Below are 13,119 nucleotides of genomic sequence, written 5' to 3'. Positions count from 1 at the left end.
GAAGCCCGGCGGCGACGCCGGGCTCTTCTCTTCGTGCGTGGATGGAAGTCGCTTGCCTTCAGATGAAGGCGGCAGGACGTCGCTGAGCTGGAAACATCTCCGTTCGAACCGGTGCGGTCGCTCCCCGAGGGGGCGGCCGGCGGCGCAGCGTTGCAAGAGGCAAACATGGCAAAACACGCCAAGACTCCCAAGGGGCCGTCGCAGCGCCAGCTGTCGGTGGGCGAGAAGGTCCGCCACGCGCTGACCGAGACGTTGCAGCGGGGGGACCTGCGCGACCCGCTCCTGGAACGCGCCGTCATCACCGTGTCGGAAGTTCGCATGTCGAACGACCTGAAGCTCGCCACGGCCTATGTGACGGTGCTCGGCCAGAGCGAGATGAAGCCTTTCGTGGAGGCCCTCAACGGGCACGCGAAATATCTGAGGGGACGGCTTTCGCCGGCTCTTCGGCAGATGAAGTACATGCCCGAGGTTCGCTTCCGCGAGGACGACAGTTTCGACAATTACGCCCGGATCGACGCGCTTCTGCGCTCGCCCGACGTGATGCGAGACCTGGAAGCTACTGAAGGCGAAGACGACAACAAGGAAGAACGCTGATGGCACGGCGCGGCAAGAAGCCGAAGGGGCGCCCGATCTCGGGCTGGGTGATCTTCGATAAGCCGGTGGGCATGGGCTCCACCGAGGCGGTCGCCAAGATCAAGTGGCTGTATTTCGCGCAGAAGGCGGGCCATGCCGGCACGCTCGATCCGCTGGCGTCCGGCATGCTGCCGATCGCGCTCGGCGATGCCACCAAGACGGTTCCCTTCGTCATGGATGGGCGCAAGACCTACCGCTTCGCGGTGAGCTGGGGCGCCGAGACCACGACCGACGACACGGAAGGCCCGGTGACGAACTCCTCCGACATGCGCCCGAGCCGGGCCGATGTCGAGGCGCGGCTTCCCGCCTTCATCGGCGAGATCCAGCAGGTGCCCCCGGCCTTCTCCGCCATCAAGATCGACGGCGAGCGCGCCTATGACCTCGCGCGCGCCGGCGAGACGGTGGAGATCGCCGCCCGCACCGTGACGGTGCACCGGCTCGAGATCGTCTCCATGGACGAGGGCACGACCGTGTTCGAGGCCGATTGCGGCAAGGGCACCTATGTCCGCTCCATCGCGCGCGATCTCGGCCGCGAGCTGGGCTGCTTCGGCCATGTCACCGAACTGCGCCGCGTTCGCGTCGGCGCCTTCGACGAGGACGACCTGATCACGCTGGACGACCTGATGGACGCGGCGGAAGAAGGGCTGGAAGAGCTGACGCAGGAGGCGATCGATTCCGGCGCCCGCCCGCGCGTCGTGCGCTTCGAGGCACTGGACGAGTTCGTGCTCGACGCAGCCACCGCTTTGTCGGACCTCTACGAGGTGGCGCTGAGCGACGACCAGGCGGGCCGGGTCCTTTCGGGCAACCCGGTTCTCCTGCGCGGGCGCGACGCGCCGGCCTTCTGCGAGGAAGCCTATGCGACCGGCCACGGCCGCCTCGTCGCGCTGGGCTCGATCGACCAGGGCGCCTTCCATCCCAAGCGCGTCTTCGGCGGGCGCGGCTAAAGCGACGATTTCGCTGAAGCGCGAAACCTTCTTCGGCCCGGCTGCTTTAGAAGCGGCCGGGCCTTTGCTTGTCCGGGCCAACCGGATGAGGACGACGCATGAGGATCGACCCCGAGGCCGAGGCGGTGCTGCGCGAGATCGAGCGGGCTGCGAAGGGGCGCCCCGACCCGCGCAACGCCGCCGAGAAACTGGCCCAGGCGCGATCCGACACGGCCTCGCTGGCCCGCTTCTCCGCCCCGCCGCCGGCCTCGGTCCGCATTGAAGAGACGGAGGCGCCCGGGCGCGGCGGGCACGCCATTCCCCTCCGGCTCTACCGCCCGGCCAATGGGGAGAAGCTCCTCCTTTGGTTCCACGGCGGGGGCGCGATCGCCGGGTCGCTGGACACGCACGAAGCGCCGCTCTTGGCGCTGGCCGAGCGCACGGGACGCGTGGTCGCCTCGGTCGGCTACCGTCTGGCACCCGAAACGCGCTATCCCGGCCAGCAAGAGGATTGCCTCGATGCCGCGCGGTTTCTCGTCGGCGGCGGGCTCGGCCTGCCAGCGGCTGGCTGGGCGATCGGCGGAGATTCCATCGGCGGCCTCTATGCCGCTTCCACCGCGCGGGCTCTACGCCGCGAGGGCGCGAGCCCGCTGCCGGAGGCGCAGGTTCTCCTTTATCCCAACACCGATCTTCGCGACACGCGCGCATGGCCCTCGCTGCGTGAGAACGAAGGGCGGATCATGACGCGCGATTCGCTGCGCTACGAGGCCGACCAGTCCGTGCCGCGCCATGCCGACCGGCTCACTCCCACCGCCTCGCCGCTGCTTGCCGATGATCTCGCCGGCCTCCCTTGCTGCTTCCTCGCGACATGCGAAGCCGACCCGCTCCGCGACGAGGGAGAGGCCTTCGGCCGACGCTTAGACGCCTGCGGCGTGCCGCTGACGCACCGGCGATACGACGGCATGATCCACGCCTTTCTCCAGATGAACGGGCGAATTAAACGCGCCGACAGGCTGATGGACGACATCGCCGCCTTCCTGCGCGGCGAGCGCGGCTGATGCCCGGCGCGGCGCAGAGGCGAAAAGGCGGCGTTGCCGCAACGGAACTGCCAGTCCCAGCCTCGGCTCTAAAGCCCTCGGCAGATTCAATGCCCGCAGCGTCGGCGCGCGGGAAAAGCGAGGAAGCCCCAGCCGCCCCGAACGCGCCGCTAGAGACGACCGCCGACCTCGTCGAGATGGGCGAGCATGTCGGCGGGGTCCTCGTAGACGCGGTAAGCGCCCGCGCGCTCCAACTCGCCCGCCCCATAACCCCCGCACAGGAGGCCGACGCCGAGCGCCCGGCAGCGCTGCGCGGCGAGCATGTCCCAAATGGAATCGCCGATCACCATGGCCGTCTCGATCGGCGTGTCGAGACGCTCGGCTGCGGCAAGGAAAAGGTCCGGGTCGGGTTTGGCGTATTTCACCAGATCGCGCGTGATGACGGGGACCTTGGCCGGATCGACGCCGAGGGCTGCGAGATTGTGCGAGGCCGTTTCCATGCGTCCGCTGGTGGCGATCGCCCATTTGATGCCGGCGTCGGTCAGCGTCTGCAGGAGGGCGCGCGCGCCGGGCAGCGGCCGGATGCGATCGGCCTGCCGGCCATAGGCCGCCGCGTGCCGCTGGCGCAGGCGCTCCAGGAGTTCGGGGCTGATGTCGGTCTCGGTCTCACGCAGCAACTGGTTGGTGAACAAGCCGCCGCTCATGCCGATCTTGCGATGGATGCGCCAGACCGAAAGGTCGATGCCCTCCGCGTCCAGCGCTTCCTGCCAGGCGAGAACGTGATGATAGACGCTGTCCACCAGCGTGCCGTCGAGATCGAAGAGGAAGGCGGGTTCGATGCGCATGGTCGAGGCCTCTTTGATGGGTTGGCTCGTCCATCTTTTGTAGGGTCGCCTGACCGACCCGACAGAGCTTGTCTCGCCAGTGTCTCCCCAGTACAACCGGAGATACCGAAGCCGGCCCCTGTGGCCGCGAAGCGACTTTCCATCGCGCGAAAAGGAAGTTACGAACGCGCAGAGGCCTTCGGGCAGCAGGGGGCGTGCGCCGTGAGAGACGAGCCGGCAGGGGCTGGGGAAGACCTGGGCGCCGGGAAAGACCGGGGCGCTGGGGAAGACGGGCGCGCAGCGGAGGCCGCGCGGCTGGCGGCGCTTGCCGAATACGGCATTCTCGACACACAGCCCGAGCAGGGCTTCGAGGACATCGTGCTCCTGGCGCGCACGCTCTGCCGCGCTCCTGTCGCGCTGGTCAGCCTTGTGGACAAGGACCGGCAATGGTTCAAGGCGCGCTCCGGCTTCGACCCCTGCCAGACGCCGATCGAGCAGTCCGTCTGCCGGCATGTCCTGTCGCAGACCGAGCCGCTGATCATCCCCGACCTCACCCTCGACCCCCGCACGCGCCAAAACACGCTGGTCACCGGCGAGCCGCATCTGCGATTCTATGCCGGCGCGCCGCTGGTGACGCCCGCCGGCCAGGTGCTCGGCTTGCTCTGCGTGCTGGACCACGTGGCCCGGCCCGCCGCCCTGAGCACGGGCGAGCTCGAAGGGCTCGTCGCCTTGTCGCGGCAGGTCATGAGCCAGCTCGAACTGCGCCGGGCGGTGGCCGACCGCGACCGCGCGCTTCTGCAGAAGCGCGAGGTCGACCGGCATCATCGGATGATTCTCGACAGCGCGCTGGACCATGCGATCCTCTCGCTCGACCGGGACGGGCGCATCACCGCCTGGAGCCGGGGCGCGGAGGCGATTCTCGGCTGGGGCGAGGACGAGATGCTCGGCGCCTCGGCGGATCGGTTGTTCACCCGCGAGGACCGGGCGAACGGCGTGCCGGCGCAGGATCTTGCCCGCGCCCGCAGCGAGGGGCACGCGCTGCGCGAGGGCTGGCGCCCGCGCCGGGACGGCTCGCGCTTCCTTGCCTCCAGCGAAACGCGCCCGCTCGTGTCCGAAACCGGCGAGCCCATCGGCTCGCTGCTGATCCTGCGCGACCGCACGGCCGAGCGCCAGCGCGAGCACCGACTGGCGCTTCTGGCGGAAGTCTCGGCGGCGCTGCTTTCGGCCCCGACCACGGGCGACGGGCTGCGGCCCATTCTGCAGGCGGGGGCCGAGATCATCGGCTTCGACGAATGCTGCTTGTTCGACATCGCGCCCGATGGCTGCCACCTCTTTCTCACCCATGAGATCGGCCTGGACGAGGACACGCGCCGGCGCCTGACCGAGACCTCGGTGGAATGGCCGCTCTGCGGCATCGTGGCGCAAACCGGAGAACCGCTGATTCTCTCCAGCCTTCTCGATGGCGACGAGCCGCGCCACGCCATCGCGCGCGAAATGCGCTTCGACAGCTATGCCGGCTTCCCGATCCTCAGCCAGGGCGTCGCCAAGGGCGTCCTGTCCTTCAGCCGGCACGAGGCGAAGCCGTTCGACGAGGAGACGGTCGCCTTCTTCGCCACCGTGGCGCGCTTCCTGTCGATCATGCGCGAGCGGATGGATGCCGACGAGAGCCTGCGCGCCAGCGAGCGCAAGTGGCGCGAGCTGTTCGAGGAACTGCAGGAAGGCTTCGTGCTCGGCCGGCTCCTGCGCGACGAGGCGGGCGCGGTGGTGGACTGGCGCTACGAGGCGGTGAACCGCGCCTGGTGCGAGTTGACCGGCCTGTCCGCTGAGGCCGTGATCGGCCGCACGGTGCGGGAGCTGTTTCCAGATCTCGGCCCGGAATGGGTGAAGGGCGCCGCCGCCGCCGTCGAGGAAAAGAAGCCGCTGCGCTTCCTGCGAACGGTGGAGGCCATGGGCCGCTCTTTTGAGGGCGTCGTGCAGCCCGCGGGGCAGGACGGGTTCACGGCCCTGTTTGTCGAGGTGACCGACCGCGCCAAGTCCGAAGCGCGACGTGACGCGCTGGCCCGGCTCGGCGACCTTCTCCTACGCCATGACGACGAGGCCATCTTGCTTCGCGGCGCGGCCGAACTGGTCGGCGGCGCGCTGCAGGTGGCGCAGGCCGCCTATTGCGGCGTAACTCCAGACGGCACGCCCTCCCTGCGCCACGAATGGCGCCGGGGCGAAGCGCCGGCCAGCTCGCAATCCGGCGGAGAGGCGTCGGGCCTCACTCTCGAGGCGAGGCTCGGTCAGGGCCAGACGATCGCCGTGGAAGACGCCAGCGAATCCGGGGCAGGGGAGGGGGACCTGCGCGCCTCCATCCGGCATCCCGTGACCGAAGGCGGCCGGCTCGTGGCCGTGCTGGAGGTCGGCGACACGCGGCCGCGACGTTGGACGGAGGAGGAACTCGCCTTCGTCAGCGAAGCCGCCGCGCGCATTCGCGCCGCCATCGAGCGCGGGCGCGTCGAAACGCTGCTGCGCGACAACGAGCGGCGCCTTCTTACGCTGGTCCAGGCCCTACCGCTGGGCGTTCTTCTGGCAGAGGCGAAGACGAGCCGCGTCATCGCCAGCAATCGGCGCATGGAAACCATCCTCGGCCGCACGGCCGCCAGCGTCCTGGCGCCGGGCGGCGACCATCTCTTCCTCGCCTATGACGGCGAGGGGCGGACCATCGACCCGTCCGCCTGCCCGCTGCCGCGCATCCTCAAAGGGGAGGCCGAGCGCGCCACGTTGGAAATGCAGCTGGAGCGCCCGGACGGCAGCCGGGTCTGGATCGAGGTCGTGGGCGAAGCCATCCGCGACGCCACCGGGCGGCTGCGCGGCGCGGTGGTCTGCGCCAGCGAGATCGAGGATCGCAAGCGCGCCGAAGCGCAGCAGCGCATTCTGGCGCGCGAACTCTCTCACCGATTGAAGAACACGCTGGCCGTTGTGCAGTCGATCGCGACGCAGACGTTGCGCTCGGCCACCGACATCGAGACCGCGCGCGTCACGCTCTCCCAGCGCATCCAGGCGCTGTCGCACGCGCACGAGATCCTCCTGATTGGCCAGCACGATTCAGGATCGGTCGAGGCCATCGTGCGCGGCGCGGTGTCCGCCCACGATCCCGGCGGGCGGATCGACTTAGAGGGGCCGAGCGTGCTGATCGGCCCCAAGGCCGCGATGGCGCTGGCGCTGATCGCCCACGAGCTGTCCACCAATGCGGTCAAATACGGCGCTCTCTCGGTTCCCGAGGGACGGGTGACGATCCGCTGGTCGGTGACTCCGTCCGCCAGCGGCCTTTCGCCCATGCTGGAGTTCGATTGGTGCGAGACGGGCGGTCCGCCTGTCGTGCCGCCCAGCCGCAAGGGCTTCGGCACGCGGCTGGTCGGCATGGGCCTGTCGGGCGCGGCGGGCGGCGCGGTCGATCTCGCATACGATCCGGGCGGCCTTCGATGCCGCATCACCGCACCCTTGAGCGAACTCGAGATGGACGAGGAGACGTGACCCATGAGCCATTCCTTCCTGTCCGATCCTGAAACCGCCGTCGTCCTTCGCATCTGCCAGACCTCGCCGGGCTTCGTGCCCGTGATCCTGCGCGGCCGGCTGTTTCCGGTGCGCGAGGTCAATATTGCCGACTATCCCGTCTCGTCCGACCTGTCGGTGGAAGACTTCGTGCTCGGCCTGGAAGTTTTGGGCTGCCGGTTGGTGCGCAATCGGGTGGACGACGTGACCGTGCGCGAGCCCCCCCACTTCCGCTCCCCCGCCTGGGCCGAGCGTGCGCGCCAGATTCAGGCTGTGATGTCGGATGCCTGGGAAGGCCGGCGCACGGCGCTTTCGGACTATCTGCACGACCGCGAAGACTTGGCCGGCGCTGAAACGCCGACGCTATCGGAGCGCTGACGCCGGGCTTAGGGTCGGCATCTGGGCGCGATGGCGCGTCTTCGTAGGGCGCTGATGCTACGTTCCCCGCTGCGATCTGTTGGTCGCAGCGGCCGGAAAAGACTTCGTTTGGACGTTTCCGAAGATGTCTATGAGGTGCACCGCCCTACTGGCAGAGCGCACCGAACTGTAGAAAAGATGGTTCCGCGAACAATGGCGCTTAAATTTTCAAGACATCATCCAAATGAAACGAGCGATCGCAGCAAACTGCCAGTTAAAGCCGACTGGTTTTTCGGCGCGACCTATACGATCTGCTTTGGTAACGCGTAGCGCGTGGGCAAGCTTGTCATCGGCGGCTAAATTTACAGCCACCGAGTTTGCGGAATTGTGCAAAGGGAAAAGCCCTCGCTTAGGGCCGCCCGGTTACCCGTTCAGACCTTAAGCATCAGAAGAACCAGTGAGCTTGGTAAGGCTCAAAGCTGGAACCTTGTTTGAGACAGGCACATCCTCAACGCTGTTGCACGCGACGATTTGCATAAGTCTTCGCTATGGGTAGCGCCAGCTTGATGGTGTGGGAGATGGCAATCCCGATGGCGACCAACACGATTGTTAGGATGGTTGGTGGCATAACCTCGCGCAGACGCGGAATGGTCAGAGAATGCGAGATATATATAGCAAAACTTGCAAAGCTGATTTCCAAGAATAACCGTCTTACCAAGTCCGGCATCACCAGAACTGGAACGGCAACGAGGAGCATCACGGCCGCCAACTTATAAGCACCACGCATTTCACCCCCAAAACCGCCCCACCAAGGCACCGAAGCATAGTTGAGAAATGCCGCAAAGGCGGCGATACCCACAACCAGCGCAGTGCGCGTCCATGTGTTGGCGAAGTATATGCACCAGCCAATTGCGAAGAGATAGATGAATTGGTCGGGCGTCCGGTTCAGAAGTTCGTCGTGATCGAACGTAAGAATTGCAATGATCTTGATGCCAATGGCCGCCGCGAGAAAGGCGAAACCGAATTTTGCAGGCTGGTCGCGAATAAATGTTCTGACCGCTGGTATGCAGGCAAATAAAATCAGAACCAGAATGCTCTGGATGTAAGCCTCAATGAACCAAAAGGGCGTCAGCAAGCTACCGACACGCCCGACAAAATTGCTGACCAGCAGGAACTCCGCGACGCTCCCATCCATCCGGCGCAGGCTGAAGGCGACGAGAACGAGGTAGTAGGGCAGCACGATCTTGAGGAAGACATCGCGCAGGATCGTCCATCGCTTCGACGATACGAGCCGCGCGCGTTGGACGCGCGCCATGCTGAGCCCAGCCAACATGATCAGAATGTCTACGCCAGCACCGACCTCCGCCTTGAAGGTATGGTGTGCCACCACCATAAGGGTCGCGATCGCGCGCATCGCGGTTTCCATGCTGATCGAGCGCATGGCGAGGACCCCGCCACTCTGTTCCCTGGGTTTGGGAAACAGCGCCTCAAGGTTCGCAAGCGGCAGGACTTCCCAGCCTTTGGGCAAGCTACCGAACCGGTCCTCGATCGCCGCGCTGATCACCACGAAAGTCAGAGAATCCCCCCCGAGCGAAACGAAGCTGTCTTCGTCGCGGATACATGGGCGATTGAACTCCGCCTCGAACAGGGCCCGTATCGTGTCGGCGTCCTGCGGCGCGATAGCCCGATCGATCTGGTCATGCAGCGAACGATCGGTTTCCTCCCGAACGAAGTTCTCGCCGAGAATGCGCCGCTGCACCTTGCCTGTCGCCGTGACGGGAAAGCGTTCGACCTGCGTTAGCTTCAGCGCATTGCCGACCACGAGCCCTCGCTTGCGCAGCACCGCTTCGGTGGCCGCGCGCAACGCAGCCTCGTCATGAGGACCCGGCAGATGGGCCAGAAGCATTCCATCCCCGCGCAACGGATCGGGAATGCGCGCGAGCGAGACGGCGGGCGAGGGGGTAAGCGCCTCGCGCAGCTCGGCTTCGATCAGTTCGGGCGAGATCTTGATGCCGCCGCAATTGATGAGATCGTCGGCTCGGCCTTGGTAGAAAAGATTGCCGTCCCGCATCTCGCCGAGATCGTTGGTGGTCAGCCAGCCGTCCGCATCCGTGAGGGGCGAAAAGGCTCCGTCGGCCATAGCGAATTTTGCCACATGCGGCCCGCAGATGCGGATACGTCCGTCCTCGGCGATCTCGACGCGGGTCTGTCCGACGGGCCGGCCGACCGATTCCAGCCCCTCACCATCCGTGGCGGTCAAATCGAGGAAAGTCGTGCGGGACGCTTCGGTCAAACCGTAATGTTGCACGATGCGCGCATTGGGAAAGAGCGCCTTCAACGCCTCTTTTTCCGAGCGCGACATGTACTGACTGCCAATTTCGATCCACCGCATGTTGCGCCCGGACGATCCGATCGCGTCGGCATTCTTGAGGAGAATTCGCAGCAGCGTCGGTACGGCCGAAAGCGCGTTGATTTCTTCACGCCGAAGCATGGCGGCGATTTCACCGACATCGAAGCCGCGTGGGGGGATGAAGGCCTGACCGCCAACGGCCGCACAAGCTCGGAACCGTCCCAACCCGAAGGAGTAGTTCGGCGGAACCCCGACATACTCGCGCACGGAACCGTCGAGGGACATCACTGTATTGAGGCGCTCTACCGTGTCGTTGAGGGCCTCGTAGGTTAAACAGATGCCCTTCGGCATGCCCGTCGTACCCGAGGTGAAGGTCACCTGCGCTATATCGGAGCCGCCAGGGAATCTTCGCAAGCCGGATACCCAACCCGTCCGGTCGTCCGGCTCGATCACATCGACAAGCTCAAGACCAGGCCGCTTTTCGCTTACTCCGCTTGCCGAAACGATCAAGAAAGGTCGGCGCTTTTCATAGAGTTCGAACGCCGCCTCCACGAAGTCTACAGAAGACTTTGCAATTACTGCCGTCACGGCGATCGAACGAGGCGGGATGTTTCCTGCTAGACGGTCCAACGGGACACTCCGATGCGTTGGTATGTAGCTAGACCGGGCTTTGTGGAGGATGGCGCGGATCTGGATAGCTTACTGAATCATCTATAGCACATATTGCATTGCATACCTCTCTTGCGGCAATTGCGAGAGAGGCGACACGCCGAACGGGTGCGTCCATATAATGCGAGAAACCCCCGGGCCGTGCAGTTGACCGCGCTTACGAACTCGCTCCGCCAATGATCGTAGCTACGAAGGCACAGGGCATAGCCGACCCGCGTGCTTACAGGCCCAACATCCACGGGTTGCGCTGCATTGCCGTCTTGGCCGCAGTTTTGTTCCACGCTGCCCGTTTGCCAGGCGGGCTCGTGGGTGTCGACATCTTCTTTGTCATCGCCGGTTTTCCGATTTCGCGTATCATCTTCCGCGAAGTGGACAGGGGCGACTTCTCGATCGCCCGCATTTGCGAGCACCGCATCGTGCCGGCGCTTGGCGGAGTAATTGGCGCCCGCCCGCGTGACGATCTTCGGATTTGTGTCTGAGCAGCGCTATGACGCGCCTCGTGCGCTTACCACGAACGCACTCTATGGGTATCCTTCTGATACGACCCTACCTCTCGACATTCATAATTGGGTCAGGCTCCCTTGCGGTAGGCTCTGGCTGACGTCGTAGCGCACCACCCCTGCCGCACCCTTGATGTTGGAGCGCATCTCGTGACGCGCACGGTTGCGCCCGCGAGCCTTCCTAGGGTCTGCGGGATCGGTCGTCCGAAACGAAAGGCTAACGTCGGGGAGGGTTTGCGAGTCCGTCATAGCAACGGTCTGGGCCCGGAGCGGGATTGCTAGCTTCATCCCCCCGCACCTTCGCCTTTACGTCGGCCGGGATGCGCTGGACGAACTGCTGGTTTTTAGTACCGGGAAGCTTCATCGGACGGGCCATCGCAAGGGGCATGTTGTGCAGTCCTGTTGTACAGGTCGCTCCACGCAATCCCTTGTAATCGCTTAAGTCTTTCGCTTCCCTGAGCAATCAGAGGAATTGTTGCTCAGGAAAGGATTGCCCCTTTTCTGATGCCACCCTAACAAAAACAACAGCTTGAATGTTGCTTTCCAAGGTCGTGTGTACCACTCCTGTGGACGGATGCCACTTGCCGTCTGGCAGGGTCGCTCTGTGGAAGCATCAAGTACCTCGCGAGGCTGCCGAGGAAGGTGCAGTACGCATATGCGCCGATCTTGATGCGCGAGAGGCCCTTCGTTCTCTAGTTGGAACGAAAGCGGTGGTCTGATCCACCCAGTCCGGGCGAACGGCCGGTAAATTCTGAGGGAAAGCCTGCGTCGCCCTTCCGTTGGACGATTGTCATGAAACGAGAGGACGGATCCTCGAATGACCCTCGTTCAAGGCGCGCAGGGCCGCTACGACCATCGCGTGGTCTTCCGTGTCGGGAAGGCCGCTGACCGTGACCACGCCGACCACGCCGCTTCCCCGAACCGTGATCGGGACCGCTCCGCCGCTTGCGACGAAGTCGCTTGCCGGCAGATGGTAGCGCATGGCGAACTCGACGCCCTTAGCTTCGCAGAGGCGGCGCATGTACAACGAACTGTGGTGGAAGCGCAGGGCGACGGCGCGCTTGCGCCGGAGCCAGTCGACATTGTCGGGTGTGGAGCCCGGCAGAAGCGACAGGAAGACCGGAGCGCTGCCGTGAAACACCTCGATGCCGACCGGCAGGCCGGCCTCCACCGCCTTAGCGCGTAGCGACGAACCCAGCTCCCAAGCCGTCGCGTAGTCGAAGTGAGACAGGTGGAGGCTATCCTCTTCCTGGCGCAGTTCGTCGAGGGTCGGCGTCATGGAAATCCTCATCGGTTTAAGGTTTGGTCAGGCGACGGAGTACCCCCCGTCCACGGTCCGCGTCGCACCCGTGACGAAGGCCGCCTCGGGTGAGCAAAGGAAAAGGACCGCGCCCGCAACGTCCTCTGGCGTGCCCCATCGCCCGAGCGGCATGCGGGCGTGGCCGCGCAAAGGCGCATCGTCCCACCGAGTTTGACGTCCACGACCGCATCGAAGATGGCCGGGTCAAACTCCTCGCCGGGGCGGATCATGCCTGCGCAGTTGACGAGGATGTCGAGGCGCTTGAACTCAGCGATGAGTCGGGTCACGGCAGACACGTCGCGAACATCGAGCACCCGCGCGGGAGAGCGCTGGGTCGTCGCCCGCGGTCGCGCCAACCCCCGTCGCCATGACGTGAGCGCCAGCCCGCAGGAATGCACGCGCGACGCCCGCGCCAATACCGGACGTTCCACCCGTCACGAGGACGTGCCGCCCCTCGAACGCGCCCGCGAAAAGATCCGCGCTAGCGGATGAAGCGGTCGAGGACGTCATGGCCGAGTCCGACCGCGTCGTAATGGGCGCGGCACATGTCGATCTTGGTGAAGACGTCCTCGTAGCCGACGGGTCGGTTCGCCTCGTCAAGATAGATCATCGAGCCGGTGATGTTGAAGAACGTGATCATCTCCTCGACATCATCCGGCACGGTGAGCGTGTGGATCCCGCCCGGCGGCTCGAAGACGTAGGAGCCGGTCTCGGCCACCCAGTCGTGCTCGAGGTAGCGCCAGCGACCCTTGATGACGTAGCCGTGCACGGGGTTCGGATGGAGGTGGCGCGACAGGATGCCGGCCCGGCGCCACCCTAAGAAGATTGCACCACTGGCCTGCCAACGTGTTGAGCATCAGGGGCCGGAACCAGACCCCCTCGGCCTGCGGCACCCAGACCCGCTCGTCGTCGGGCACGGCCGGCACGGCGACCTCGGCCGCCGCGTTCGGGTGGACCGTTCCATTCAGCGTCTTGTACATAAGCTCGGTCTC

Annotated in this window: 10 protein-coding genes and 2 pseudogenes; 6 read left to right on the top strand and 6 right to left on the bottom strand. The window is 65.4% G+C overall.

All coding sequences use genetic code 11. From position 1 onward, the window contains the following. The first annotated feature begins 165 nt into the window (after positions 1-165). The 3 genes from rbfA (at position 166) to M673_RS00960 (ending at position 2,614) form a co-directional block, all read left to right on the top strand. Complete coding sequence (rbfA, locus tag M673_RS00970; protein WP_061972911.1) at positions 166-594, top strand: 30S ribosome-binding factor RbfA; 429 nt, start codon at positions 166-168, stop codon at positions 592-594. Then, on the top strand, positions 594-1,577 hold the full coding sequence (truB, locus tag M673_RS00965; RefSeq protein ID WP_061972908.1) for a tRNA pseudouridine(55) synthase TruB: 984 nt from the start codon (positions 594-596) through the stop codon (positions 1,575-1,577). The genes rbfA and truB overlap by 1 nt, the downstream gene beginning before the upstream one ends. A 98-nt stretch (positions 1,578-1,675) precedes the next feature. After that, a complete protein-coding gene (locus tag M673_RS00960) occupies positions 1,676-2,614 on the top strand; it encodes an alpha/beta hydrolase (RefSeq protein ID WP_061972907.1) in 939 nt (312 codons plus the stop codon). 149 nt (positions 2,615-2,763) lie between these two features. On the opposite strand, the gene M673_RS00955 is transcribed toward M673_RS00960, so the two are convergent. Next, positions 2,764-3,438, bottom strand: a complete 675-nt coding sequence (locus M673_RS00955) for an HAD family hydrolase (RefSeq protein ID WP_061972905.1) — start codon at positions 3,436-3,438, stop codon at positions 2,764-2,766. A 201-nt stretch (positions 3,439-3,639) separates the two neighbouring features. Between M673_RS00955 and M673_RS00950 the strand changes: the two genes are divergently transcribed. Both M673_RS00950 and M673_RS00945 read left to right on the top strand, forming a co-directional pair. Beyond that, positions 3,640-6,933, top strand: a complete 3,294-nt coding sequence (locus M673_RS00950) for a GAF domain-containing protein (protein WP_244493195.1) — start codon at positions 3,640-3,642, stop codon at positions 6,931-6,933. A 3-nt stretch (positions 6,934-6,936) separates the two neighbouring features. Continuing rightward, a complete protein-coding gene (locus tag M673_RS00945; RefSeq protein WP_061972902.1) occupies positions 6,937-7,329 on the top strand; it encodes a hypothetical protein in 393 nt (130 codons plus the stop codon). Between the two features lie 487 nt (positions 7,330-7,816). Here the strand turns inward: M673_RS00945 and M673_RS00940 are convergent, their stop codons facing one another. Continuing rightward, the gene (locus tag M673_RS00940; RefSeq protein WP_082639100.1) at positions 7,817-10,288 is read right to left on the bottom strand and encodes an AMP-binding protein; all 2,472 of its coding nucleotides are present in this window, start codon (positions 10,286-10,288) and stop codon (positions 7,817-7,819) included. 344 nt (positions 10,289-10,632) lie between these two features. Here M673_RS00940 and M673_RS24470 point away from each other — a divergent pair, with 344 nt between their 5' ends. Next, positions 10,633-10,806 (top strand): hypothetical protein, encoded by a 174-nt coding sequence (locus tag M673_RS24470; protein WP_156421123.1) that lies wholly within the window; start codon positions 10,633-10,635, stop codon positions 10,804-10,806. 811 nt (positions 10,807-11,617) lie between these two features. Here M673_RS24470 and M673_RS00925 read toward each other — a convergent pair. The 4 genes and pseudogenes from M673_RS00925 to M673_RS00920 form a co-directional block, all read right to left on the bottom strand. Then, on the bottom strand, positions 11,618-12,106 hold the full coding sequence (locus M673_RS00925) for a heme-degrading domain-containing protein (RefSeq protein WP_082639099.1): 489 nt from the start codon (positions 12,104-12,106) through the stop codon (positions 11,618-11,620). A 27-nt stretch (positions 12,107-12,133) separates the two neighbouring features. After that, positions 12,134-12,259: an SDR family oxidoreductase gene (locus tag M673_RS25145; RefSeq protein ID WP_338013598.1), complete on the bottom strand. Its 126-nt coding sequence runs from the start codon at positions 12,257-12,259 to the stop codon at positions 12,134-12,136. A 68-nt stretch (positions 12,260-12,327) separates the two neighbouring features. Beyond that, positions 12,328-12,441 (bottom strand): annotated as a pseudogene (locus tag M673_RS25140) (2-deoxy-D-gluconate 3-dehydrogenase); the annotation flags it as partial. Between the two features lie 167 nt (positions 12,442-12,608). Continuing rightward, positions 12,609-13,107, bottom strand: a pseudogene (locus M673_RS00920) (2,4'-dihydroxyacetophenone dioxygenase family protein). Positions 13,108-13,119: the final 12 nt, after the last annotated feature.

This window comes from Aureimonas sp. AU20 (genome assembly GCF_001442755.1).
GTDB lineage: Bacteria > Pseudomonadota > Alphaproteobacteria > Rhizobiales > Rhizobiaceae > Aureimonas.
This window is presented reverse-complemented; position numbering and strand designations above follow the sequence as displayed.

What these genes read in the sequence shown, in the direction of transcription:
- rbfA (WP_061972911.1), top strand. Translation starts at nt 166, where the DNA reads ATGGCAAAACACGCCAAGACTCCCAAGGGGCCGTCGCAGCGCCAGCTG.
- truB (WP_061972908.1), top strand. Translation starts at nt 594, where the DNA reads ATGGCACGGCGCGGCAAGAAGCCGAAGGGGCGCCCGATCTCGGGCTGG.
- M673_RS00960 (WP_061972907.1), top strand. Translation starts at nt 1,676, where the DNA reads ATGAGGATCGACCCCGAGGCCGAGGCGGTGCTGCGCGAGATCGAGCGG.
- M673_RS00955 (WP_061972905.1), bottom strand. Translation starts at nt 3,438, where the DNA reads ATGCGCATCGAACCCGCCTTCCTCTTCGATCTCGACGGCACGCTGGTG.
- M673_RS00945 (WP_061972902.1), top strand. Translation starts at nt 6,937, where the DNA reads ATGAGCCATTCCTTCCTGTCCGATCCTGAAACCGCCGTCGTCCTTCGC.
- M673_RS00925 (WP_082639099.1), bottom strand. Translation starts at nt 12,106, where the DNA reads ATGACGCCGACCCTCGACGAACTGCGCCAGGAAGAGGATAGCCTCCAC.
- M673_RS25145 (WP_338013598.1), bottom strand. Translation starts at nt 12,259, where the DNA reads ATGCCGCTCGGGCGATGGGGCACGCCAGAGGACGTTGCGGGCGCGGTC.